19 protein-coding genes and 3 tRNA genes are annotated in these 23633 nt (G+C 65.8%); 14 read left to right on the forward strand and 8 right to left on the reverse strand.

Annotated features, from left to right (window positions below):
- Positions 1-2 precede the first annotated feature (2 nt).
- The 3 genes from ACRYLO_RS04710 to rpsA form a co-directional block, all read right to left on the reverse strand.
- A tRNA-Leu gene (locus ACRYLO_RS04710) sits at positions 3-90 on the reverse strand.
- Positions 91-191: 101 nt separating this feature from the next.
- A complete protein-coding gene (locus ACRYLO_RS04715) occupies positions 192-470 on the reverse strand; it encodes an integration host factor subunit beta (protein WP_482659108.1) in 279 nt (92 codons plus the stop codon).
- A gap of 184 nt (positions 471-654) precedes the next feature.
- Positions 655-2367 (reverse strand): 30S ribosomal protein S1, encoded by a 1713-nt coding sequence (rpsA, locus tag ACRYLO_RS04720; RefSeq protein WP_482659109.1) that lies wholly within the window; start codon positions 2365-2367, stop codon positions 655-657.
- 330 nt (positions 2368-2697) lie between these two features.
- Here rpsA and ACRYLO_RS04725 point away from each other — a divergent pair, with 330 nt between their 5' ends.
- Positions 2698-3120 carry a hypothetical protein gene (locus tag ACRYLO_RS04725; protein WP_482659110.1) on the forward strand — a complete coding sequence of 141 codons (423 nt, stop codon included), beginning with the start codon at positions 2698-2700 and terminating at the stop codon, positions 3118-3120.
- A 60-nt stretch (positions 3121-3180) separates the two neighbouring features.
- On the opposite strand, the gene ald is transcribed toward ACRYLO_RS04725, so the two are convergent.
- On the reverse strand, positions 3181-4287 hold the full coding sequence (gene ald / locus ACRYLO_RS04730) for an alanine dehydrogenase (protein WP_482659111.1): 1107 nt from the start codon (positions 4285-4287) through the stop codon (positions 3181-3183).
- Between the two features lie 141 nt (positions 4288-4428).
- Here ald and ACRYLO_RS04735 point away from each other — a divergent pair, with 141 nt between their 5' ends.
- The 5 genes from ACRYLO_RS04735 (at position 4429) to ACRYLO_RS04755 (ending at position 8060) form a co-directional block, all read left to right on the forward strand.
- The gene (locus tag ACRYLO_RS04735; RefSeq protein WP_482659112.1) at positions 4429-4902 is read left to right on the forward strand and encodes an Lrp/AsnC family transcriptional regulator; all 474 of its coding nucleotides are present in this window, start codon (positions 4429-4431) and stop codon (positions 4900-4902) included.
- A gap of 115 nt (positions 4903-5017) precedes the next feature.
- Positions 5018-5191: a hypothetical protein gene (locus tag ACRYLO_RS04740; RefSeq protein ID WP_482659113.1), complete on the forward strand. Its 174-nt coding sequence runs from the start codon at positions 5018-5020 to the stop codon at positions 5189-5191.
- A gap of 150 nt (positions 5192-5341) precedes the next feature.
- Positions 5342-7270, forward strand: coding sequence for a potassium transporter Kup (locus tag ACRYLO_RS04745; protein ID WP_482659114.1), 1929 nt, complete (start codon positions 5342-5344; stop codon positions 7268-7270).
- Positions 7271-7404: 134 nt separating this feature from the next.
- Positions 7405-7914, forward strand: a complete 510-nt coding sequence (locus ACRYLO_RS04750; RefSeq protein WP_482659115.1) for a 2'-5' RNA ligase family protein — start codon at positions 7405-7407, stop codon at positions 7912-7914.
- A 69-nt stretch (positions 7915-7983) separates the two neighbouring features.
- A tRNA-Met gene (locus ACRYLO_RS04755) sits at positions 7984-8060 on the forward strand.
- 4 nt (positions 8061-8064) lie between these two features.
- Here ACRYLO_RS04755 and ACRYLO_RS04760 read toward each other — a convergent pair.
- Entirely contained in the window at positions 8065-8538 is a 474-nt protein-coding gene (locus ACRYLO_RS04760) for an Lrp/AsnC family transcriptional regulator (protein WP_482659116.1), read from the reverse strand.
- 94 nt (positions 8539-8632) lie between these two features.
- Between ACRYLO_RS04760 and putA the strand changes: the two genes are divergently transcribed.
- Positions 8633-12232, forward strand: coding sequence for a trifunctional transcriptional regulator/proline dehydrogenase/L-glutamate gamma-semialdehyde dehydrogenase (putA, locus tag ACRYLO_RS04765; protein ID WP_482659117.1), 3600 nt, complete (start codon positions 8633-8635; stop codon positions 12230-12232).
- Here the strand turns inward: putA and ACRYLO_RS04770 are convergent.
- Positions 12229-14016, reverse strand: a complete 1788-nt coding sequence (locus tag ACRYLO_RS04770; RefSeq protein WP_482659118.1) for an acyltransferase family protein — start codon at positions 14014-14016, stop codon at positions 12229-12231. The genes putA and ACRYLO_RS04770 overlap by 4 nt on opposite strands.
- 142 nt (positions 14017-14158) lie before the next feature.
- Here ACRYLO_RS04770 and ACRYLO_RS04775 point away from each other — a divergent pair, with 142 nt between their 5' ends.
- Positions 14159-15376: an NAD(P)/FAD-dependent oxidoreductase gene (locus ACRYLO_RS04775; RefSeq protein ID WP_482659119.1), complete on the forward strand. Its 1218-nt coding sequence runs from the start codon at positions 14159-14161 to the stop codon at positions 15374-15376.
- Positions 15377-15385: 9 nt separating this feature from the next.
- Here ACRYLO_RS04775 and ACRYLO_RS04780 read toward each other — a convergent pair.
- Positions 15386-15459, reverse strand: a tRNA-Cys gene (locus tag ACRYLO_RS04780).
- 164 nt (positions 15460-15623) lie between these two features.
- Here ACRYLO_RS04780 and ACRYLO_RS04785 point away from each other — a divergent pair.
- The 4 genes from ACRYLO_RS04785 to ACRYLO_RS04800 all read left to right on the forward strand — a co-directional run bounded on the left by ACRYLO_RS04785 (position 15624) and on the right by ACRYLO_RS04800 (position 21126).
- A complete protein-coding gene (locus tag ACRYLO_RS04785) occupies positions 15624-16286 on the forward strand; it encodes a protein-L-isoaspartate O-methyltransferase family protein (RefSeq protein ID WP_482659120.1) in 663 nt (220 codons plus the stop codon).
- Positions 16287-16300: 14 nt separating this feature from the next.
- Positions 16301-17803: a TolC family outer membrane protein gene (locus ACRYLO_RS04790; protein WP_482659121.1), complete on the forward strand. Its 1503-nt coding sequence runs from the start codon at positions 16301-16303 to the stop codon at positions 17801-17803.
- Between the two features lie 81 nt (positions 17804-17884).
- Positions 17885-18406 carry a DUF2497 domain-containing protein gene (locus tag ACRYLO_RS04795; protein WP_482659122.1) on the forward strand — a complete coding sequence of 174 codons (522 nt, stop codon included), beginning with the start codon at positions 17885-17887 and terminating at the stop codon, positions 18404-18406.
- Positions 18407-18444: 38 nt separating this feature from the next.
- Positions 18445-21126, forward strand: a complete 2682-nt coding sequence (locus ACRYLO_RS04800; RefSeq protein WP_482659123.1) for a valine--tRNA ligase — start codon at positions 18445-18447, stop codon at positions 21124-21126.
- Between the two features lie 30 nt (positions 21127-21156).
- Here the strand turns inward: ACRYLO_RS04800 and ACRYLO_RS04805 are convergent, their stop codons facing one another.
- Positions 21157-21864, reverse strand: coding sequence for an SIMPL domain-containing protein (locus ACRYLO_RS04805; protein ID WP_482659124.1), 708 nt, complete (start codon positions 21862-21864; stop codon positions 21157-21159).
- Between the two features lie 242 nt (positions 21865-22106).
- Between ACRYLO_RS04805 and hemB the strand changes: the two genes are divergently transcribed.
- Both hemB and ACRYLO_RS04815 read left to right on the forward strand, forming a co-directional pair.
- Entirely contained in the window at positions 22107-23096 is a 990-nt protein-coding gene (hemB, locus tag ACRYLO_RS04810) for a porphobilinogen synthase (RefSeq protein WP_482659125.1), read from the forward strand.
- Positions 23093-23632, forward strand: a complete 540-nt coding sequence (locus ACRYLO_RS04815; protein ID WP_482659126.1) for a GNAT family N-acetyltransferase — start codon at positions 23093-23095, stop codon at positions 23630-23632. Before hemB ends, ACRYLO_RS04815 begins: the two co-directional genes overlap by 4 nt.
- The last annotated feature ends 1 nt before the right edge of the window (position 23633 follow it).

The following is a 23633-nucleotide window of genomic DNA, read 5'->3' on the forward strand; positions in this document are numbered from 1 at the left end:
ACTGGTACGGGCGGGGGGACTTGAACCCCCACGGGCCTTGCGGCCCAACGGATTTTAAGTCCGGTGCGTCTACCATTCCGCCACGCCCGCGTCCTTGTTGGCTGGCGGGATCGGGTCGCCCCCGAACGCCAGAACGCGCTCCGCGCTCTACCGGTCCGCTGGCATGGTGCCAAGCAAATTGGGGCGCGCCGTTACATGTTGAGGCGCAGGCGCATTTCCTTGCCCGGCTTGAAATAGGGGACGCGCTTTGCATCCACATCGACCGCCTCGCCGGTGCGCGGGTTGCGTCCGGTGCGGGCATCGCGCGCGCGGGTGGAGAAGGCGCCGAAACCGCGCAATTCGACGCGGCCATCCGCGACCAGGCGCGCGGTGATCTCGTCAAAGAAGATGTCGACGATCCGCTCGATCTCACGCGCGGACAGGTCGGGATTGTCCGTTGCGAGCATCTGTACGAGTTCAGAACGGATCATGTGCGTCCCCATGTTCGAGCTGCGGCGCCATCCCGACAGCTGCGACTGAATCTGAGGTTTACGCGGGGTGTGGGGGTGGCGGCAACACAATCTTGCTCACCGCGATCGAAATTTGAAATAATTGTCTGAAGCCGTTGAAATGATTGGAAAGGGGCGGACGCCGATGCGCCCGCCCGCAGTCCGATTACTTCTTCTCTTCGCGCGCCTTGAGCGCTTCGCCGAGAATGTCGCCCAGCGACGCGCCCGAATCGGACGAGCCATATTGTGCGACCGCCTGCTTCTCTTCGGCGATCTGCATCGCCTTGACCGAGAAGGTCGGCTTCTTCGAGCGGTCGAGGCCAGTGACCATCGCGTCGAACTTCTGGCCAACCTGGAACCGCTCCGGACGCTGCTCGTCGCGGTCGCGGCCAAGGTCGGTGCGCTTGATGAAGCCGGTCACGCCATCGTCGCCCACCTGGACTTCGAGGCCCGCGTCGCGGACTTCCAGAACGGTGACCGTGACGACCTCGTTCTTGTTGACGCGCGAACCGGCACCGCCGGCTGCCGGGGTCGGCACGCCGCCACGCTCAAGCTGCTTCATGCCAAGGCTGATGCGCTCCTTGTCAGGCTCGATCGCCAGGACGATGGCTTTGACCATCTCGCCCTTGCGATGAAGCGCCAGCGCGTCCTCGCCCGAGATGCCCCATGCGATGTCCGACATGTGGACCATGCCGTCGACGTCGTTGTCCAGACCGATGAACAGGCCGAATTCGGTGGCGTTCTTGACTTCGCCCTCGACCTCGGTGCCGACCGGATGGGCCGACGCGAAGGCTTCCCACGGATTCTGCTGAGCCTGCTTGAGGCCGAGCGAGATGCGGCGCTTTTCCTGATCGACCTCGAGCACGACGACATCGACTTCCTGGGAGGTCGAGACGATCTTGCCCGGATGGACGTTCTTCTTGGTCCAGCTCATTTCCGACACGTGAACCAGGCCCTCGATACCGGCCTCGAGCTCGACGAACGCACCATATTCGGTGATGTTGGTGACGCGGCCCGACAGCTTCGCGCCGATCGGATATTTGCTGCCTGCGCCATCCCACGGATCGCTCTCAAGCTGCTTCATGCCGAGCGAGATGCGCTGGGTGTCGCGGTTGATGCGGATGATCTGAACCTTGACGGTGTCGCCGATGTTCAGGACTTCCGACGGGTGGTTGACGCGCTTGTAGCTGAGGTCCGTGACGTGCAGCAGGCCATCGATGCCGCCCAGGTCGACGAACGCACCGTAATCGGTGATGTTCTTGACGACGCCGTCGATCACTTGACCTTCGGCGAGGCTCAGGATCAGGCCCGAACGCTGCTCTGCGCGGTTCTCTTCGAGAACGGCGCGGCGCGACACGACGATGTTGCCGCGCTTGCGGTCCATCTTCAGGATCTGGAACGGCTGCGGCAGGTCCATCAGCGGCTGAACGTCGCGGACCGGACGGATATCGACCTGCGAACCGGGCAGGAACGCCACGGCGCCCGACAGGTCGACGGTGAAGCCGCCCTTGACGCGGCCGAAGATCACGCCCTCGACGCGGTTGCCCTGGCTGAATTCGAGTTCGAGCGTGTCCCATGCGGCTTCGCGGCGGGCGCGGTCGCGGCTGAGCATCGCTTCGCCGTTCGCATTCTCGACGCGGTCGACATAGACCTGGACTTCGTCGCCGACCTTCAGGTCAGCCTTCTGGCCCGGCGCTGCGAATTCGCGCAGCGGCACGCGGCCTTCGCTCTTGAGGCCCACGTCGATGACGGCGAGGTCGTTTTCGATGCCGGTGACGGTGCCGATGACGACGCGGCCTTCAAAGCTTTCTGCGCCGCCGAGCGTCTGGTCGAGAAGCGCGGCGAAATCGTCGCGCGTGGGGTTTGCCGAAGTGGCCATAAAAGGGTTCAGTCCTAACTATCGTTTTTCCGGCCGGCTGGTTGGGTCCAGCGGTCTTAAAAGGCCGAAATGCCACGGCGGCCGAACGCCGGTCGCGGCATTCCTTGAACGGCCCGGACGAAGGGACTGACGCTCTTGCTGGAAAAGCGAAAACGGCGCTGGAGCAACAAGCCCCGCGCCTCCCTCCGCAAGCGCCGCTCGCAGAACGGGCGCGCCATAGATGGGAACGGCCCGAAACGCAAGGATATCCGACCGGTACCACCGCTCACGCTTTGTTTACCGCGCTCCGCCATCATGCCGACCCAATACGACCTGTGGGGGAGAGGGTGTATGGTAGCGGTAACCGTGCCGGCTGGCTGCGTGCAGGGGCGCGTCGTGGCATCGATACCGGGGCAGTATGAGATCGTCCGCGACGATCGCCTGGGCGTGATCCGCATCCGCTGCGTCGGCCTGAGCCTTGGTGATGAGGTCGATCGCTACCTTGCGGTGCTGGAGCCGATCGTTGCCGACATGCGCGCTTGTCACGGCCGCGTCCGGGTGATCGCCGACCTGTGCAATGCCCCGATCCGCACGCAGGAAGCAGCCGACAAGATGCGCGCGGGCAATCTGCGCCTCTATCGAACAGGCGACCGGATCGCGCTGATCGTGGAGTCCAGCCTGCTCAAGATGCAGCTGCGCAGGACGCTGGTCGAGTATCAGAACATCTTCGTCTCACCCAACGCTGCGGAAACCTGGGTGACAGCAGAGGTGTGAGGGATGCCCGCCGCCCCCGCGGAGGGGGGGAGTGGGGACGGCGAGCAAAGGGGCCGGGCCTCAGGCGCTCCAAGCCTGATAGGGCAGGTCGAGATCGTCGGCGACCGCCTTGAACGCGATCTTGCCCTGATAGACGTTGAGCCCGTTCGCCAGATGCGGGTCGGCGGCCATCGCCTTTTCCGCGCCGAGATTGGCGAGCTTCATCACAAACGGCAGCGTCGCGTTGTTCAGCGCGAAGGTGCTGGTGCGCGCGACTGCGCCGGGCATGTTGGCGACGCAATAATGGATCACACCGTCGACTTCATAGACCGGGTTCTCATGCGTCGTGGCATGGCTGGTCTCGAAACAGCCGCCCTGATCGATCGCGATGTCGACCAGCACGCTGCCGCGCTTCATCGTCTTGAGCATCTCGCGGGTCACCAGCTTCGGCGCCGCCGCACCGGGCACCAGCACCGCGCCGATCACCAGATGCGCATTGGCAACCGCCGCCGCGATCGCCGACTTGCTGGCATAGGCGGTCTTGATCTGGCTGCCGAAATGCATGTCCAGCTCGGCAAGGCGGGTGTTGTTGATGTCATAGATGGTGACGTCGGCGCGCAGGCCGGTTGCCATCTGCGCCGCGTTGATGCCCGACACGCCACCGCCGAGGATCGCGACCCGCGCCGGGGCAACGCCGGGAACGCCGCCGAGCAGCACGCCGCGGCCGCCCTGTTCCTTTTCCAGATAATGTGCGCCGACCTGCACCGACATGCGGCCCGCGACCTCGCTCATCGGCTTGAGCAGCGGGAGCGAACGGTCGTTCGCGGTCACGGTTTCATAGGCGATGCAGGTCGCGCCCGACTTCATCAGCCCCTCGGCCTGGGGCTTGTCGGCGGCGAGGTGGAGATAGGTGAACAGCGTGTGGCGCGGTTCGAGCAGCGCGATCTCGCTCGGCTGCGGTTCCTTCACCTTCACGATCATGTCGCTCTGCGCGAACACCTCGGCCGGGGTGCCGACGATCCGCGCGCCCGCGGCGATGTAATCCTGGTCGCTGAAGTCGATGCCCATGCCGGCATTGCTCTGTACCACTACTTCATGGCCGGCGGCGGTCAGTTCGGCGACGAGCGGCGGGGTGAGGCCCACGCGATATTCGTGATTCTTGATTTCCTTGGGAACACCGACGCGCATGGACACCCTCCAGACGGATTTTGTTTCTGTCGCATCCCTAGCGCAGGATGGACCCGCAAATCCCTGCAAACTCATGCGCTGTTCAAGTGCCTGTTGCATCATTATGGCGTGAGCGGCGTAAAAACTGGAAATTTGTGCAAGATGGATCGAATCGACGGGGCAATCCTGAAATTGCTGGCGCAGAATGCGCGCGCACCGGTGAACCAGATTGCGGGCGAGGTGGGGCTATCCCCCTCGGCCTGTACGCGGCGGATTCAGGCGCTGGAGGCATCGGGGCATATTCAGGGCTATGCTGCGCGGCTCGGTCTGCGTCGGCTCGGTTACAGCGTGACGGCGTTCGTCGACATCACGCTCGGCACCGAAGTGGACGAGGATCTGGCGCGGTTTGAGGCTGCCGTCGCCCAGATTGACGGCATCGTCGAATGCGCGTTGGTGTCGGGCGGCTATGATTATCGGCTCAAAATACTTTGCCGCGATCTTGACGATTATGAACGGTTGCACCGCGAAAAAATGGGCCGCTTGCCCGGCGTGGTCAAAATCAGCTCCAGCTTTGTGTTGCGATCGGTGCCAACACGAAGCGAGGCGGATGCGCTGTTCGTGCGGCCGGCGCAGTAAAATTGTTATTGTTATTATAACCGTATCAAAAAAAGTTGCCATGCGTTATGGCACTACAAGAGTCGTTTGCGGCTCGCTGTGAGTGCCATTGCTCCCAGTTTTTTGGGAGCACAGCGTGCCTGAGCTGATTTTACTCGCCGCCATCTCGATCGCCGTCATTGGCTATTTCGTCAGCCGAAGATACACGCACGAGGCAGTCTATCGCCGCCGACGTCGTCGCGAGAGAGCGGAGTATGATGCGGTGATGGACAGTCGGCGTGAGGCCGAGGATGCCAGCCGTTTGCCGTGATGCCGATCGCACCGTGATCACCCGATCCGGGGATGCGGGTCGTACCGTTGCTACCCCATGTTGCACGTGCTAACGGCCCGCGTTGTTTCAACGGACAGGCATTGGTCGCATGACCCCTCGCGCTCTCGCCACGGCACGTAAGTTCCTCCCGTGAGCGAGCCCAACGGAAGCCCCGGGCCGGCTACCGACTCGATCCCGACAGATCAGAACCACGGACATGGCCGCGAGGCAGCGCTGTGGAAGCTGGCGGTTGGCGCCATCGGGATCGTGTTCGGCGATATCGGCACCAGCCCGCTTTATGCATTCAAGGAAACCTTTGCGGGGCATCATCCCCTCGCGCTGGACCAGGAACACATCATGGGCGTCATCAGCCTGATGTTCTGGTCGATGATGGCGGTGGTGACGCTCAAATATGTCAGCATCATCATGCGCGCGGACAATAAGGGCGAGGGCGGGAGCCTGGCGCTGCTCGCGCTGATCAATCGGTCGAGCGGGCAAAAGAAGTGGACTGCGGGCATCGTGCTGCTCGGCGTGTTCGCCACCGCGCTGTTCTATGGCGACTCGATGATTACGCCTGCAGTGTCGGTGCTGTCGGCGGTCGAGGGCATTGCGGTGGCCGCGCCGACCTTTTCGGGCTGGATCCTGCCGATCGCAGTGGCAATCCTCGTGGCGCTGTTTTCGATCCAGCGCACCGGGACGGCGCGCGTTGGCGCGATGTTCGGGCCGATCATGCTCTTCTATTTCGCGACGATTGCCACGCTCGGTACGCTGAGCGTGATCAAGACGCCCGAAGTGCTGTGGGCGCTGCTGCCCAGCTATGCGGTGCATTTCTTCGTGATCGACGGCTTTGCCGCGTTCCTTGCGCTCGGATCGGTGGTTCTCGCCGTGACCGGTGCTGAGGCACTGTATGCCGATATGGGCCATTTCGGGCGGCGTCCGATCCGCGTGTCGTGGCTTTGGTTCGTGCTGCCGGCGCTGATGCTCAACTATATGGGGCAGGGTGCGCTGCTGATGCGCGACGCCAGCGCGTTGCAGAGCCCATTCTACATGCTCGCGCCGGAATATCTGCGCCTGCCGCTGGTCGGCGTTGCGACCATGGCCGCGATCATCGCGTCGCAGGCGGTGATTACCGGCGCCTTCTCGGTGACGCAGCAGGGTATCCAGCTCGGCTTTATCCCGCGCCTGCGCATCAGCCATACCAGCGCGGATACGGCGGGACAGATCTACATTCCGCTGATCAACTGGGCGCTGATGATCGCGATCATCCTGCTCGTGCTGACCTTCCAGACTTCGTCCAACCTCACGGCCGCTTATGGAATCGCGGTGACCGGGGCGATGCTGATCGACAATTTCCTGATCGCGGTGGTGCTGTTCGGATTGTGGAAGTGGAAGAAGCGCTATGCGGTTCCGCTGCTCGCGCTCTTCTTTGTCGTCGATCTCGCCTATTTCACGGCGAATATGACCAAGGTGCCCGATGGCGGCTGGTTCCCGCTGCTGGTTGGCGTGGTGATCTTCACGCTGCTCACGACCTGGTCAAAGGGCCGTCGCCTGATGGTCGAGCGGATGCGTGAGGCGGCGATGCCGATCAAGGTGTTCATCCAGTCCGCCGCCAGCTCGGCGACGCGGGTGAAGGGCACGGCGGTGTTCATGACCTCGACGCCCGAGGGCGTGCCCCACGCGCTGCTCCACAACCTCAAACACAACAAGGTGCTGCACGAGCGGGTGGTGCTGCTTACAGTCAAGATCGCCGACCAGCCCTATGTCGACGACAAGGACCGCGTCACACTCGACGATCTGGGGCAGGGCTTCCATCGCATGAAGATCCTTTACGGGTTCATGCAGGAGGCGGATGTCCCTGCGGCGCTGAAGGCATGCAGCACCTGTGGCGGCGCGTTCAACATGATGGACACCAGCTTCTTCCTGTCGCGCCAGACGTTGTTGCCGTCCGAGCATCCAGGGATGCGGATCTGGCGCGAAAAGCTGTTCGCGTGGATGTTGCGCAACGCCGAAAGTGCGATGGAATTTTTCCGTCTGCCCACCAACCGCGTGGTCGAACTGGGGAGCCAGGTCGAGATTTGAAGCGGGGGCCCATCACTTTGTCGCCCCGGCCCTGTGCCGGGGGCCGCCGTGCCGCAAGCGCGGAGCTTGAGCCTCATGCCGCTGGGCCAGGCGCGCAGTGGACCCCCGAACAAGTCCGGGGTGACGAGTAGGGGATGACCGCATCCGCCCCGATCATCGTCTCCGCGCTGTTCGGACGGCAGGATCAGGCCGCGTTCGATGCGCTGCGGCGGGCGCATTTTCCGCCCGAGCGCAATGTGCTCGCTGCGCATCTGACGCTGTTCCACCACCTCCCGCCGTCGGCGCTGGACGAGCTCAAACGTCGCCTGAATGCCGCCACGCGCGGGGTGCGTGCGCCCGCGGCGCGGGCGGCGGGGCTGATGTCGCTGGGGCGGGGGGTGGCGGTGAAGATTGAGTCACGCGGACTGGCCGCGATCCGCAGTGATCTTAGCGAAGCCTTTGCCGGGATGCTGACGCCGCAGGACGCCGGCGGCTGGCGCCCGCACGTCACCATCCAGAACAAGGTTGCACCGTCGATCGCCAAGCTGTTGCTGACGGCGCTGAGCCAGGATTTCCAGCCGCGCGAGGTGGAGATCGCCGGTCTCGCCGCCTGGTATTATCGCGGCGGGCCATGGGAGCCGATCTCGCGGCACATGTTCGCTTGACCGGGCCGGAAACGCTGCCTATGTGCGCCGCTCTCGCTCGCGCCGAAGGGTCGCGAGGCGCCTTGGTAGGGCGGAGTAGCTCAGTTGGTTAGAGCACGGGAATCATAATCCTGGGGTCGGGGGTTCAAGTCCCTCCTCCGCTACCATTCGTCAGCCGCCGGCATCCTTGATCGTCTCCATCGCGACGAAGGTGGAGGTGCTCGCCACATGCGGCAGGCTGGAGATGCGCTCGCCCAGCACTTCGCGATAGCGGCGGATATCGGCGGTGCGGACCTTGAGCAGATAGTCGAAGCTGCTGGCGATCATGTGGCATTCCTCGACCTCGGGGATGCGCAGCACGGCTTGGCGGAATGCCTCCAGCGCATCCTCGCGCGTGTCGGACAGCTTCACCTCGGTAAAGGCGATATGGTCGAGACCAAGGCGGGCGGGGTCGACGATCGCGCGGAAACCGCGGATCACGCCGCTGGCGACCAGGCGCTTCACGCGCACCTGGCATGGCGTTTTGGACAGGCCCACGCGGGCGGCAAGATCTGTGATCGAGATGCGACCATCGACGCGCAGGATTTCCACGATCTTGCGGTCGAACGGATTAAGATCGCTGTGCTCGAGCAGGTTGTGGCGCATTTGATCTGTCCTGACGTCGATTTGAAGGCAATATGATAGGTCAAAGGCAATTCAAAAGTCCATCTGCCGCGCTCGCATCTGATAATATCGCGCAATGACTCAGCCCTTCGCCGACTTCGCCCCGCCCGTTCGTCCTGCCACCCCGCTGCGCGCCGCGATCACCTCCGCCTATCGGCGGCCCGAGCCCGAATGCCTCGCCCCGCTGATCGAAGCGGCGACGATGCCGACAGGCGTGCGTGCGGCGGCGAGGGCGACCGCGACCGGGCTGATCACCGCCCTGCGTGCCAAGCACAAGGGCACCGGTGTCGAGGGGCTGGTGCAGGAATATGCGCTGTCGAGCCAGGAGGGCGTGGCGCTGATGTGCCTCGCCGAAGCGCTGCTGCGCATTCCGGATGCCGCGACCCGCGACGCGCTGATCCGCGACAAGATTTCGGACGGCGACTGGAAGAGCCATGTCGGCGACGGCCGTTCGCTGTTCGTCAATGCCGCGACCTGGGGGCTGGTGGTCACCGGCAAACTGACCGGCAGCGTCAATGACGCCGGTCTTGCCGCTGCACTGACGCGCCTGATCGCGCGCGCGGGCGAGCCGGTGATCCGGCGCGGCGTCGATATGGCGATGCGGATGATGGGCGAGCAGTTCGTCACCGGCGAGACGATCGCCGAGGCGCTGAAGCGCGCGCGGCCGCTGGAGGCGCGCGGCTTCCAGTATAGCTATGATATGCTGGGCGAGGCGGCGACGACGATGGCCGATGCTGACCGCTATTATCGCGACTACGAGAATGCGGTGAACGCGATCGGCGCGGCGTCGGCGGGGCGCGGCGTGGTCGGGGGCCCTGGCATTTCGATCAAGCTGTCGGCGCTGCACCCGCGCTATGCCCGCGCTCAGGCGGAGCGGGTGATGGCCGAACTGCTGCCGCGCGTGAAGGCGCTGGCGGTGCTGGCGAAGTCGCACGATATCGGCCTCAACATCGATGCCGAGGAGGCCGACCGGCTAGAACTCTCGCTCGACCTGCTCGAGAGCCTCGCGCTCGACCCCGATCTGGCGGGCTGGGACGGTCTTGGCTTCGTGGTGCAGGCCTATGGCAAGCGCTGCCCGTTCGTGATCGACTGGATCATCGATCTCGCCCAGCGCGCCGAACGGCGGATCATGGTGCGGCTGGTCAAGGGCGCCTATTGGGACGCGGAGATCAAGCGGGCGCAGGTCGATGGGTTGGCTGATTTCCCGGTCTATACCCGCAAGGTGCATACCGATGTCGCGTACATTGCGTGCGCGCGGAAGCTGCTCGCGGCGAAGGCGCATGTTTTCCCGCAGTTTGCGACGCACAATGCGCAGTCGCTGGCGACGATCTACCAGCTCGCCGGGCCCGACTTTGCGATCGGCGATTATGAGTTCCAGTGCCTGCACGGCATGGGCGAGCCGCTATATGATGAGGTGGTGGGTAGCGATAAGCTGAACCGGCCGTGCCGCATCTATGCTCCGGTCGGGACGCACGAGACGTTGCTCGCTTATCTCGTCCGCCGTCTGCTTGAGAACGGCGCGAATTCGAGCTTCGTCAACCGCATCGCCAATCCCGAAGTGTCGATCGCCGAGCTGGTGACCGACCCGGTTCAGGTCGTGACCGCGATGGATGCGCCGGGATCCAAGCATCCGATCATCGCTCTGCCCCGTGACCTGTATGGCGCGCGGGTCAATTCGGCGGGCATCGATCTGTCGGACGAGACCGCGCTGGCCGCGCTCGGCGATGCGTTGCGTGAAAGTGCGGAGATTGGCTGGCTGGCACAGCCCGCGAACGGCGAGGGCAAGTCGCGCCCGGTGGCGAACCCGGCCGATGCGCTCGACATCGTCGGAACCGTGGTCGAGATGAGCGAGGCGGCTGCGCTGCAGGCGGTGGAAGCCGCGCAGTCGGTCGCTGCGGACTGGGCCGCCGTCCCGGTCGCCGACCGCGCCGCGTGCCTCGACCGTGCCGCGGACCTCATGGACTCGCGGATGCAGTTGCTGATGGGGCTGATCATGCGCGAGGCGGGCAAATCCGCGCCCAACGCGATTGCCGAGGTGCGCGAGGCGGTCGATTTCCTGCGTTACTATGCGCAGCAGGCGCGCGCGACGCTGGGTGCGGCGCATGCCCCGCTGGGGGCGGTGGTGTGCATCAGCCCGTGGAATTTCCCGCTGGCGATCTTCATCGGGCAAGTCGCGGCCGCGCTGGTGACCGGCAACCCCGTCCTTGCCAAACCGGCCGAGGAAACCCCGCTGATCGCCGCGCAGGGCATTGCGATCCTGCACGCGGCGGGCGTGCCGGCTGATGTGGTTCAGCTGGTTCCCGGCGATGGTCAGATAGGCGCGGCGCTGGTTGGTGCGGCGGGCACTCAGGGGGTGATGTTTACGGGGTCGACCGAGGTCGCGCGGATTATCCAGCGGCAGCTTGCCACGCGCCTTGCCAGCGATGGCACGCCGATCCCGTTCATTGCCGAAACCGGCGGGCAGAATGCGATGATCGTCGATAGTTCGGCGCTGGCCGAACAGGTCGTCGCCGATGTCATCGCCTCGGCCTTTGACAGCGCGGGGCAGCGCTGCTCGGCGCTGCGCGTGCTCTGCCTGCAGGAGGATGTGGCCGACCGCATCCTGACGATGCTGCGCGGCGCGCTGCACGAACTGTCGATCGGGCGCACCGACCGGCTGTCGACCGATATCGGTCCGGTGATCAGCGTTGAGGCACAGATCAACATCAACAGCCATATCGAGAAGATGCGCCGACTAGGTCGCCGCGTCGAACAGATCGAACTGGCCGGTGAGACCGGGCAGGGGACGTTCGTGCCCCCGACCATCGTCGAAATCGATGCGATCGCCGATCTGCAGCGTGAGGTGTTCGGCCCGGTGCTGCATGTGATGCGGTACCAGCGCCGCGACCTCGACCGGGTGATCGATGCGATCAACGCGACTGGATACGGCCTGACCTTTGGCCTGCACACGCGGCTGGATGAGACGGTCGAGCATGTCACCCAGCGGGTCGAGGCGGGCAACCTCTACATCAACCGCAACATCATCGGCGCGGTGGTCGGGGTCCAGCCGTTCGGCGGGCGGGGCCTGTCCGGCACCGGGCCGAAGGCGGGCGGGCCGCTTTATCTCGGGCGGCTGGTCAAGGCGCCGACGGTGCCGGCGGACCTCGCCTCGTCCGCATCCGACCCGGCGCTGCGCGATTTCGCGCTGTGGCTCGGCGAGGGTGGCGATTGTGCGCGAGAGGCGGGCGAGGCGTCGCTGCTCGGTGCGCAACTCGAACTGCCGGGGCCGGTGGGCGAGACCAATCTCTACACCATTCATCCGCGCAGTCGGGTGCTGCTGTTGCCGCAGACGCGCGCGGGGCTGGTCGAACAGCTGTGTGCGGTGCTGGCCACGGGCAACCGCGCGGTGATCGGCAATGCAGCGTTGCGCGACGCGCTGGCCGGGCTGCCCGAGCGGGTGGCGCAGCGGATCGACTGGGTCGCGGACTGGCGCGCGGCGGGGCCGTTCGGCGGCGCGCTGATCGAGGGCGATGCCGCGGCGCGGCTGGCTGCGCTTGCCGACATCGCCGACCTGCCCGGGCCGATCGTGCTGGCGCAGGCGGGGACGCCGCGGCTCGACTGGCTGGTGGAGGAGGTTTCGACCTCGATCAACACGACGGCGGCGGGCGGCAATGCCAGCCTGATGGCGATGGCCTAACGCTGCGCGCTTGCCAGTACGGGCCGCCATACGGGATCGTCCAGCACGGTCGCGGCGAAGAATTGCGCGCCCGCCTGGGTCAGGTGGATGCGGTCCGCTGACAGGATGCGGCCCTGTGCATCGAACACGGGCAGCCCGCCATGGCGGCGCTGCATGATGCCCAGCAGGTCCACATAATGCTCGGGCGGGGCCAGCGCGGCATAGAGCGCATTGGACGCGACGGTTTCGGGCAGCAGCGCGGCGCGGACGCCGGGTCGCTGTGATACGGGCACGCGCAGCCAGGCATTGAGATTGTAGCCGAAATCCTTGGGCCCGATCAGCAGCCAGGTCTTGCCCGCGAGGATAGAGTCCCGGTCAGCGGCGGAGGTCTTGCAGCCCAGCGGGGCGGACATCGATGCGACGAAAATTACCGCCTGCGCATCCGCGATCAACTGGCGGGTGGTGGCGGGCGCGCGGGACAGCGCACAGAGACTGGCGTCGGAGCGATAGACGATTTCGAACCGGTCGAAGCGTTTGCTCTCGACCAGCATGTTGATCATGTCGCGCGCCATGCTGTTGCCGATGACGAGCAAATTGGGTCGCGCGGGATCGTCGAACCGGTCCTTCTGAAAGCGGAAGGCGGAATTGTTGTACGCAGCGTAATCGCCGGCGCTCAGACCGATGTCCGGCGTCCGCTGTGGCAATCCTGAAGTGACAGAGACCGCCAGGCCAGCCGCACCGGCCAGCGCGGTGGCCGTTATGCCGAGCCCCAAGAACGGGCGGAGCGGCCATCTCCGCGCATCGCGAAACGGCTGTTCGACCCAGCGCCAGCTCGCATAGCCAATGGCCAATGTGGCAAGGGTGAGGACGGTCATCAGGCCCGCACCCGGCTGGGTTATGCTCATCGCCCGCGCAAAGGCGAAGAGCGGCTGATGCCACAGATAGATGCTGTAGCTGGCAAGGCCGACCAGCACGAGCGGCCCCCAGCCGAGCACGCGCTGCGCCAGCCCGCCAGCATCGCCATGGCGGAGGATCAGCGCCGTCCCGACGCATGGCAGGAGCGCGCGCCAGCCGGGATAGGGCGCGGTCTCGTCGATGAGGACCATCGCGCCGATAATCATGGCTAGCCCGGTCAGTGCGAGTGCGTGCGCGATCCGCTCGGGCTGTGGTGTGCGTGGCATGTGCCATGCCGTCAGTGCGCCGAGCAGCAATTCCCATGCGCGGGTGTGGATCAGGTAGAAGGACGCATCCGGCTGGCGCGCGGACAGGGCGATGCTGAGCAGCAGGCTGATCGCGATGCCGCCCGCCAGCATCGGCGCGAACAGCCGGGGTCGCCGCCGCAGGACCAGCAAGGCCAGCAACGGATAGGCGATGTAGAATTGCTCCTCGACCCCCAGGCTCCACGTATGGAGCAGCGGTTTAAATGTCGCGGCGAGGTCCCAATAGCCGCTGGTCAGCGTCAGCAGCACATTGTTGGCGTAGAACATCGTCGCGAGAGCGCTTTGGCCGAGATTTTCGTAATCGTCGGGGAGCAGCAGCCAATAGCCGGCGATCAGCGACAGTGCGACGACCGGGACCAGCGCGGGGAGGATGCGGCGTGCGCGGCGCTCGTAGAAATGCGCGAGCGTGAAGCTGCCGTCCGCCAAGCCATCGGTGATGATCCGGGAAATCAGGAAACCGCTGATCACGAAGAAGACGTCGACGCCCACGAACCCGCCGGGCAGCGCGGCGAGGCCGGCATGGTGCAGCACCACGCCCAGCACGGCCAGCGCGCGCAGCCCGTCAATATCGTTCCTGCGCTCCATCGGTCTTCCGCTTATGGGTATCGACCGCTCATGGCCCGGCGCGACGGCGGCGTGCAAGCCCGGCTTCGTGCGGCACCAGCCACTTTGTGTTGGCCATCGCCGCGACCGCTGCTAGCCGCACCGCAAAATACGGGAGCGAAACATGCAGTTCGATATCGTGATCGTGGGCGCGGGGCATGGCGGGGCGCAGGCGGCGATCGCGCTGCGTCAGGCCAAGTTCGAAGGAACGATCGCGATCATCGGCGACGAACCCGAGCTGCCCTATGAGCGCCCGCCGCTGTCGAAAGAGTATTTTTCTGGCGAGAAGGCGTTCGAACGCATCCTGATCCGCCCCGTGGCGTTCTGGGCCGAGCGCGATGTCGAGATGTTGCTGAACCGGCGCGTGGTCGTGGTCGATCCGGTTGCGCACAGCGTGACCACAGCGGATGGCGCGACGATCGGCTATGGCCAGCTGATCTGGGCCACCGGCGGCAGCCCGCGCCGGATCGGGTGCGCGGGCAATGACCTGATCGGCGTCCACACCGTCCGCACCCGCGCGGACGCGGACCGGATGCTCGCCGAGCTGGACGGGATCGAACAGGCGGTGGTGATCGGCGGCGGCTATATCGGGCTGGAGGCGGCGGCGGTGCTCGCCAAGTTCGGCAAGAAGGTCGTGCTGCTCGAAGCGCTGGATCGGGTGCTGGCGCGCGTCGCGGGCGAACCGCTGTCGCGCTTCTACGAGGCCGAGCATCGCGCGCATGGCGTCGATGTGCGGCTGGGCGCGGCGGTCGACTGTATCGAGGGTGAGGGCCGGGTGAGCGGCGTCCGCATGCAGGACGGTGAGGTCATTCCGGCGCAGATGGTGATCGTCGGCATTGGCATCGTTCCGGCCGTCGAACCGCTGATCGCGGCGGGTGCGGAGGGCGGCAATGGCGTTGCGGTGGACCATCAGTGCCGCACCTCGCTGCCCGATATCTTCGCGATCGGCGACTGTGCGCTGCACGCCAATCGCTTCGCCGACGACATGCCGATCCGGCTCGAATCGGTACAAAACGCCAATGATCAGGCGACGTTGGTGGCGAAGACGATCATGGGGCAGGAACTGGCCTATGACGCGGTGCCGTGGTTCTGGTCGAACCAATATGATTTGAAGCTCCAGACCGTCGGCCTGTCGACCGGCCATGACCAGGCGATCCTGCGTGGCGATCCGGCGAACCGCAGCTTTTCGGTCGTCTATCTGAAAGAGGGCCGGGTGATCGCGCTCGATTGCGTCAACGCGACCAAGGACTTCGTGCAGGGGCGCAAACTGGTCGTGGAGCGGCTGTCGCCCGACGCGGCGGCGCTCGCAGATGCGAGTGTGCCGCTCAAAGAACTTGCCTGAAGTAAAGGCTGGAGGCCCGAGCCGGAATCGAACCGGCGTGCAAGGATTTGCAGTCCTCTGCGTAACCACTCCGCCATCGGGCCTCGACAGCGAGGGCGCGATGTGCGCGGGGCGGACGCCCGTGTCAACCGCCGATGCGAATTTTGCGGGGAAGCTTGCTTGGCGTAGGCGGCGGCACGCGATACAAGCGCGCGAGCGAACAAGTGTATTGCATGACTATAACAGTTGTGCGAACAGGGCTGGAGCGATGATGACGACGACCACCGAACCCTTGGGCCATCAGGCCGCCCGCGCTGCGATGGTGGCGAGCCAGCTGCGTACCAGCGGTGTCAGCGATTCCCGTGTCGTCGCCGCGATGGCGCAGATCGCGCGCGAGGATTTCCTGCCCGAATCGCAGCGTCCGTTCGCCTATCGCGACCGCGCGCTGCCGCTGGGCAACGGTCGTGCACAGAATCCGCCGCTCGCCACCGGTCTGCTGCTGACCGAAGCGCGGATCGAGGCGGGCGAGAAGGTCCTCGTGATCGGCGCCGCGGGTGGCTATGCCGCCGCGATCGCCGCACAGATCGGCGCGCAGGTGACGATGGTCGAGGAGGATGGCGATCTCGTCGCGCTCGCTCGCACCGCGTTGGGCGACACGGTGACGCTGGTCGAAAGGTCGCTGGCCGCCGGAGCTCCGGCAAACGCGCCCTATGACCTGCTGCTGATCGACGGCGCGGTCGAACTTATTCCCGATGCGCTCGCCGAGCAGGTGCGTGACGGCGGACGGGTGGTTACCGGCCTGGTCGATCGCGGCGTAACCCGCATCGCGTCGGGCGTGCGCACCGGTTCCGGCGTCGGCCTGGCCAGCGTTGTCGACAGTGAATGCGCCCTTTTGCCCGGTTTTGCCAAACCGCGCGGGTTCCAGTTCTGAGGAAAGCGAAACTGATGCGATTGAGCCTGATCCTTGCCGGTGTGAGCGCTGCCGGTCTGACGTTGCCCGCGCTGGCGCAGACCGTGCCGCCCGCGGCGCAGGCGCCTGCCGCCCAGCCGACCGAGACGCTGCGCGAGGCGCTGGTCAGGGCCTATCGCACCAATCCCGACATCACCGCCGAGCGCGCCAATCTGCGCGCGACCGACGAAAATGTGCCGATCGCGCGTTCGCGTGGCCTTCCGGGCGTGTCGTCGACCGGTGCCTATAGCGAGAGCCTGTCGAACACCGATTCCTCGCCCGCGTCGATCCCGCGCCAAGGCAGCCTGGGCGTCGACCTGAGCGTCCCGGTGTTTTCGGGCGGCGCAGTGCGCAATTCGGTCCGCGCGGCGGAGACCCGCGTCGAGGCAGGGCGCGCCGGGCTGCGCAGCGTCGAAGCCGCGCTCTTCACCGATGTGGTTGCCGCGTACATGGACGTGATCCGCGACGAAGCGACGGTCCGCCTCAACCAGCAGAATGTCCGCGCGCTCGACGTCAATCTTCAGGCGACGCGCGACCGGTTCGAGGTCGGTGACCTGACCCGCACCGACGTCGCCCAGTCCGAAGCACGGCTCGCGCTGGCGCAGAGCCAGCTGCAGGGTGCCGAGGCGCGCCTGATCTCCAGCCGTGAAAACTACATTCGCGTGGTCGGCACTGCCCCGGGAACGCTCGCACCGCCGCCGCCGCTTCCCGGCCTGCCCGCCAATCCCGATCAGGCGGTAGCGACCGCGCTGACCGACAATCCCGCGCTCGAAGGCGCGCGCAAGGCGCGTGAGGCCAGCGGCTATGACGTCCGCGTCGCCCGCGCGGGCCGCCTGCCGACGGTGAGCGTCGGGGTCGGCGGTGACTATTATAACCGTTTCGGATCGGTTCCGGGGGCGGGACAACTTGCAGGCGTTCAGAATGACGGCTTTGCGACCTCGGCTGGCGTGAGCCTGAGCATTCCGCTGTTCCAGGGCGGCCGTCCGGCGGCGCAGGTGCGCCAGGCACAGGCGCGCGAATCGGCGTCGATCGAGCAGGTGACCGCGACCGAGCGTGGCGTGATTGCGCAAGCGCGCTCGGCCTATGCCGTCTATCAGTCGGCACTGCGCGTGATCGAGAGCAGCCGCGTCGCGGTGCAGGCGAACCAACTGAGCCTAGAGGGCGTCCGCGCCGAAAACAGCGTCGGCACGCGCACCATCCTCGACATCCTCAACGCCGAACAGGAGTTGCTCAACAGCCAGGTCCAGTTGGTGACGGCGGAGCGCGACGCCTATGTCGCCGGCTTTGCGGTGCTGGCGGCGATGGGCCGGGCCGAGGCCGAGGATCTGGGGCTCGATGGCGGGCCGCTCTATGACCCGGTCGCCAATTACGATCGGGTTCGGGGCAGCTGGTCCGACTGGCGGGACAACGCAGCACCCGAGGCGGAGGCGACCCGCACGGTCAATACGCCGGCCCAGAATCCGGTTGTTTCCGGACCGGTCGACCCACAGCCGCGCTGAACAACGCTTGCTGAACAGTTGACATTCCTACCGTAAATCTAACAGGTGGCGGCAACTGCGATTCCTGGTTAAGGAATGATGATGGGGGACGTCAGCAACGAGCCATCGATGGAGGATATTCTCTCCTCCATCAAACGCATCATCGCCGAAGAGGGCGATGCCGCGACCGCGAATCGTTCGCGTCGTCCGGCGCGTCCGGCTGCGGCTGCGCCGACGACCGCCGATGATGAAATTCTCGAACTGAACGAACCCGCGCCAAGCGAAGCGCTGCGACCCGAACCGCGCCGCGCTGCATCGCCCGTTCAGCGCGAGACGCCGCGCGTCGACCTGCGCGACGTGGTGCCGGACTCTGCGCCGGAGCCGATCCTGTCGCCCACCACTGCTGAAGCCACGCGCGGTCCGCTTGAGGCGCTGTCGCGGATGGTGGTGAAGCCCGAAGTGGCGCCGGCCCCCGCCATTCCCACCGGCGAAACCTCGCTGGAAGGCATGGTGCGGGAGATGATCCGCCCGATGCTGCGCGACTGGCTCGACACCAATCTTCCGCGCATGGTCGAGGAAATGGTTCAGCGCGAGATTTCCCGGATCGCCGCGGGACGGGACTGAGTCTTGCCTAAGCCGTCCCGCCCGTTAGAGGGCGGGGCATGAGCGAACTTCCAAAGACCTTCGACCCCGCCGAGATCGAGCAGCGCTGGTACGCGCATTGGGAACGCAACGGGCTGTTCCGGCCCGAGCGTCCGGGCGCGCAGCCCTGGACGATCGTCAACCCGCCGCCGAACGTGACGGGTTCGCTGCATATCGGCCATGCGCTCGACAATACGCTGCAGGATATCCTCGTCCGTCATGCCCGGCTCAAGGGCATGGACGCGCGCTGGGTGGTGGGCATGGACCATGCCGGCATCGCGACGCAGATGGTGGTCGAGCGCCAGCTCAACGCGCGCCAGCAGAAGCGCACCGACTTCACCCGCGAGGAATTCATCGCGAAGGTGTGGGAGTGGAAGGCCGAGAGCGGCGGCGCGATCACTGGCCAGCTGCGGCGTCTGGGTTGTTCGATGGACTGGTCCGACGAGCGCTTCACGATGGACGAGGGCTTTTCGAAGGCCGTGCTCAAGGTGTTCGTCGAGCTGCATAAGCAGGGTTTGCTCTACCGCGACAAGCGCCTCGTGAACTGGGACCCGGGCCTTGGCACTGCGATCAGCGACCTTGAGGTCGAAACGGGCGAGGTGAACGGCAAGTTCTGGCATCTGCGCTACCCGCTCGCCGATGGCAGCGGCTTCATCCATGTCGCGACGACGCGGCCGGAAACGATGCTGGCCGATATGGCGGTCGCGGTGCATCCGACGGACGAGCGTTACACCGCGCTGGTCGGCAAGCAGGTGCGGCTGCCGATCACCGGTCGCCTGATCCCGATCGTCGCCGACGAACATGCCGATCCCGAACTGGGTTCGGGCGCGGTCAAGATCACGCCGGGGCATGATTTCAACGACTTCGAGGTCGGTCGTCGCGCCGGGATCGAGGCGCGCGACATGCTCAATATGCTCGATGCCAAGGCGATGATTTGCCAGACGTCGGACGGGTTGATCCCGGCCGAGCTGATCGGCCTCGACCGCTTCGACGCGCGCGAGAAGGTGGTGGACCGGCTGAAGGATGAGGGCTTCCTCGTCCCCTGGACCGACAAGGACGGCAACGAGCACGACGCCGAACCGCGCAAGATCCAGACGCCGTTCGGCGACCGTTCGGGCGTGGTGATCGAACCGTGGCTGACCGACCAATGGTATGTCGACGCCGCGACGCTTGCGAAGCCCGCGATCGAGGCGGTGCGATCGGGCGCGACCAAGGTTGTGCCGAAGAGCTGGGAAAAGACCTATTTCAACTGGATGGAGAATATCCAGCCGTGGTGCGTGAGCCGCCAGCTGTGGTGGGGGCATCGGATTCCGGCTTGGTTCGCCGACGATGGCAGCGTCTATGTCGCTGAAAATGAAGCGGAAGCGCAGGCGCAGGCGGGTGAGGGCGTTGCCCTGACGCAGGACGAAGACGTCCTCGACACCTGGTTCTCGTCCGCGCTGTGGCCGTTCGCGACGCTCGGCTGGCCCGAGAATGACGACCCCACGCTGGGCGGACGTTATCCGAACGACGTGCTGATTTCCGGCTTCGACATCCTGTTCTTCTGGGATGCGCGGATGATGATGCAGGGTTTGCACTTCATGAAAGAGGTGCCGTTCAAGACCCTGTATTTGCACGGGTTGGTGCGCGCTGCGGATGGCGCGAAGATGTCCAAGTCCAAGGGCAATGTCGTCGATCCGTTGGGCCTGATCGACCAATATGGCGCGGATGCGCTGCGCTTCTTCATGGCGGCGATGGAGAGCCAGGGCCGCGACGTGAAGATGGATGAGAAGCGGGTCGAGGGGTATCGCAACTTCGCGACCAAGCTGTGGAATGCGGCGCGGTTCGCGCAGTCGAACGGGATTCGTGCAAGCGAACATGTCGAGGCTCCACGCGCCACGCTCGCGGTGAACAAGTGGATTATCGCGGAAACCGTGTCCACGGTGCAGGCGATGGACCTCGCCTTCGCCGACCATCGGTTCGACGGCGCGGCCAACACGATCTACCAGTTCACCTGGAGCCGCTTCTGCGACTGGTATCTGGAGCTGATCAAGCCGGTGCTGCAGACCGAAGGCGCCGAGGGTGCCGAGGAAACGCGGCAGGTCGCGGGCTGGGTGCTCGACCAGATTCTGGTCATGCTTCACCCGTTCATGCCGTTCATCACCGAAGAGCTGTGGTCGAAGATGGGCGAGCGCCCGGACACCCCGATCATCACTGCGCAATGGCCGATGGCGGATGCGCGGGCGCTCGATCCGGAGGCGGCGCAGGAGATCGACTGGCTGATCCGGCTGGTGAGCGAGCTGCGCGCGGCGCGGACCGAGCTGAACGTGCCGCCGGGCGCGCGGCTGGCGCTGCACGTCCGCGACGCGCATGCCGATACGCTGGAGCGGCTGACGCGCCAGAATGCGGCGCTTGCCCGGCTGGCCCGCGTCGATCGCGCCGAGGGTGAAGCCCCGGCGGGCGGTGCGCTGCAGATCGTGGTGGATGAGGCGACCTATGTCCTTCCGCTCGAAGGCGTCATCGACCTCGACGCCGAACGCGCGCGCCTGACCAAGGCGATCGCGGCGGCGGAGAAGGAGCGGGATAGCCTGAACGCGCGGCTGTCCAACCCCGCCTTTGCCGAGAAGGCGAAGCCGGAGGCGGTGGAGAAGGCGCGGGCGGATCATGCCGAAAAGTCGGCCGAAGCGGCGCGGCTGGGCGCGGCGCTGGGGCGGCTGGGGTAGAATGCCCTCCCCGAATGGGGAGGGCGTCGCTCATTTGATCAGTGCGTAGACGATCACGATTTCCGCACTGGTTTCGACGGGCGCGGGCGAGACGTCGATCTTGACCGGTGGGACCAGTGCCTGCGGTGCGACCGCCTGCGCTGACACCTCCAGCATCATCATCGTGTCCGACTCGCGATCCCGGCCGTCGAGGATCGAAACAACCGGACCGAGCCGGGCACCCGACGCGACGGCGAGCGCGTCGGCGCGGGTGCGGGCATCGACAATCGCCGCAGCCGTCGCCGCGCGGCGGGCGGCGGCGGGATCGCTGAGGCGGAATTGCTTGAGCTCGGCGGAACTTGCGCCGAGCCGGTGGGCGAGGCCGATTGCGGTCCCCGCCTGATCGACCGCGCGCAATTCCATGGTCGCGTCAATTGTCGCGGTATAGCCGACCACGCGGCACGGACCCTTGTCGGTGTCATCGCGGTTCTGGGCCAGATCGATCAGGTCGTCGCTCGCGGCGCAATCGCCCTTGCGGACCGCGCGCATCGACACGTCGCCGGTGCGATAGCTTGCCTTGGGGTCGAGCGACGCGATCCCGCCGGTCACCGCCTTTTGCGCGTCCGCGAGCGCCTTGCTGGCGGCGTCAGCGGTGGTGCCGTCGCCGCGCAGGGTGATCGACAGTTCGGCGATATCCGGTGCGGTCTCGATCACCGCGCGCCCCTGAACGACGATCCCCGGTGGCAGCGTTTCGCGCATCGATTGCGCAGCCGCGGGCAGTGGTGAGAGTGCTACGATCAGTCCGACAAGCCTTAGCATATGCGACCCCTCCTATTATGGTATGAGATAACATCGCTGAAATTGGCGTGTGGTCAAGCGCATTGTCTGCCGCCTTCCACCGTCGCCCGGCGCTGAGCCGGGGCGCTTTGGGTAAATCCTCCTCGTGCCGGGGAGGATTTGGATGCCTTGCGAGCGCGCGGGACTTGGCCCAAAAGCGCGCCATGTCCCATTATCCCGCGCTTCGCCTTCGTCGCACCCGTAGTTCCGCGTGGAGCCGGCGGCTGCATGCCGAGACTCTGCTGACCCCGGCGGACCTGATCTGGCCGTTGTTCGTGACCGAGGGGGAGGGGGTCGAGGAGCCGATCTCCAGCCTGCCGGGTGTGTCGCGCTGGTCGGTCGATGGGATCGTCGCGCGGGCGCGCGAGGCGGCGGTGGCGGGGATTCCGTGCCTGGCGCTGTTCCCCAATACGCCTGTGGAACTGCGCACCGAGGATGGTGCGGAGGCGTTGAATCCCGACAATTTGATGTGCCGCGCGATCCGGGCGATCAAGGATGCGGTGCCGGAGATTGGCGTGCTGACCGATGTCGCGCTCGATCCCTATACCGCGCATGGGCATGACGGGCTGGTCGATGCGGCGGGCTATGTGCTGAATGACGAGACCGCCGAAGTGCTGGTCGGACAGGCGCTCAATCAGGCGCGCGCCGGGGCGGATGTGATTGCGCCCAGTGACATGATGGACGGGCGCGTCGGCCTGATCCGCGCGGCGCTCGAGGACGAAGGCTTCGTCAACGTCCAGATCATGGCCTATGCCGCCAAATATGCCTCGGCATTCTATGGTCCGTTCCGCGACGCGGTGGGATCGCGCGGGCTGCTGAAGGGCGACAAGAAGACTTATCAGATGGACCCGGCCAATGCCGAAGAGGCGCTGCGCGAAGTGGCACTCGACCTCGACGAGGGGGCGGACAGCGTGATGGTCAAGCCGGGGCTGCCCTATCTCGACATCGTGCGCCGGGTGAAGGAGCGGTTCGAGGTGCCGGTGTTCGCCTATCAGGTCAGTGGCGAGTACGCGATGATCGAGGCAGCGGCAGCGGCGGGGGCGGGGGACCGCGATGCGCTGGTGCTGGAAACACTGATGGCGTTCAAGCGTGCCGGGTGCAGCGGGGTGCTGTCCTACCACGCGCTCCATGCTGCACGGTTGATGGGCGGATGATCGAAACCGAACGGCTGGTGCTGCGCCCGCCGGTGGAGGCGGATTATCCGGCGCTTTACGCGATGTGGGCTGACCCGGTAGTGATGGCCGATCTGGGGCCGGTCAAGGACGATGCGGCGAGCGCGGCGGCGCTGGCGCGGCATGATGGCTATCGGCACGAGGGATTGGGGTTTCTGAGCGTCGTCCGCAGGAAGGACGATGCGGTCATCGGTTTTTGCGGGTTGAAGCGCGGCGATGCGCAGAACCCGATTGCGGGGCAGATCGAGGCGGGGTGGATGCTCGGCCGGGCCTATTGGCGGCGGGGCTATGCGCTGGAGGCGATGCGCGCGGTGCTGGCGTGGGGCTGGGCCAAGTTCGACGTGCCGCACATCGTGGCGATCACGTCGCAGCGCAATGCCGCCAGCCGGGCGATGATGGAGCGGCTGGGCATGGCCTATGTCGAGGGCGGCGATTTCGATCATCATGCCTTTGCGGTGGATGACCCCTTGCGCCATATCGTGACCTACCGCATCACTCGCCCGGTTAGTGCCGCGTAAG

This window comes from Sphingomonas sp. SDUR79 (assembly GCF_056821745.1).

What these genes read in the sequence shown, in the direction of transcription:
- ACRYLO_RS04715 (WP_482659108.1), bottom strand. Translation starts at nt 470, where the DNA reads ATGATCCGTTCTGAACTCGTACAGATGCTCGCAACGGACAATCCCGAC.
- rpsA (WP_482659109.1), bottom strand. Translation starts at nt 2,367, where the DNA reads ATGGCCACTTCGGCAAACCCCACGCGCGACGATTTCGCCGCGCTTCTC.
- ACRYLO_RS04725 (WP_482659110.1), top strand. Translation starts at nt 2,698, where the DNA reads ATGGTAGCGGTAACCGTGCCGGCTGGCTGCGTGCAGGGGCGCGTCGTG.
- ald (WP_482659111.1), bottom strand. Translation starts at nt 4,287, where the DNA reads ATGCGCGTCGGTGTTCCCAAGGAAATCAAGAATCACGAATATCGCGTG.
- ACRYLO_RS04735 (WP_482659112.1), top strand. Translation starts at nt 4,429, where the DNA reads ATGGATCGAATCGACGGGGCAATCCTGAAATTGCTGGCGCAGAATGCG.
- ACRYLO_RS04750 (WP_482659115.1), top strand. Translation starts at nt 7,405, where the DNA reads ATGACCGCATCCGCCCCGATCATCGTCTCCGCGCTGTTCGGACGGCAG.
- ACRYLO_RS04760 (WP_482659116.1), bottom strand. Translation starts at nt 8,538, where the DNA reads ATGCGCCACAACCTGCTCGAGCACAGCGATCTTAATCCGTTCGACCGC.
- putA (WP_482659117.1), top strand. Translation starts at nt 8,633, where the DNA reads ATGACTCAGCCCTTCGCCGACTTCGCCCCGCCCGTTCGTCCTGCCACC.
- ACRYLO_RS04770 (WP_482659118.1), bottom strand. Translation starts at nt 14,016, where the DNA reads ATGGAGCGCAGGAACGATATTGACGGGCTGCGCGCGCTGGCCGTGCTG.
- ACRYLO_RS04775 (WP_482659119.1), top strand. Translation starts at nt 14,159, where the DNA reads ATGCAGTTCGATATCGTGATCGTGGGCGCGGGGCATGGCGGGGCGCAG.
- ACRYLO_RS04785 (WP_482659120.1), top strand. Translation starts at nt 15,624, where the DNA reads ATGATGACGACGACCACCGAACCCTTGGGCCATCAGGCCGCCCGCGCT.
- ACRYLO_RS04790 (WP_482659121.1), top strand. Translation starts at nt 16,301, where the DNA reads ATGCGATTGAGCCTGATCCTTGCCGGTGTGAGCGCTGCCGGTCTGACG.
- ACRYLO_RS04795 (WP_482659122.1), top strand. Translation starts at nt 17,885, where the DNA reads ATGGGGGACGTCAGCAACGAGCCATCGATGGAGGATATTCTCTCCTCC.
- ACRYLO_RS04800 (WP_482659123.1), top strand. Translation starts at nt 18,445, where the DNA reads ATGAGCGAACTTCCAAAGACCTTCGACCCCGCCGAGATCGAGCAGCGC.
- ACRYLO_RS04805 (WP_482659124.1), bottom strand. Translation starts at nt 21,864, where the DNA reads ATGCGCGAAACGCTGCCACCGGGGATCGTCGTTCAGGGGCGCGCGGTG.
- hemB (WP_482659125.1), top strand. Translation starts at nt 22,107, where the DNA reads ATGTCCCATTATCCCGCGCTTCGCCTTCGTCGCACCCGTAGTTCCGCG.
- ACRYLO_RS04815 (WP_482659126.1), top strand. Translation starts at nt 23,093, where the DNA reads ATGATCGAAACCGAACGGCTGGTGCTGCGCCCGCCGGTGGAGGCGGAT.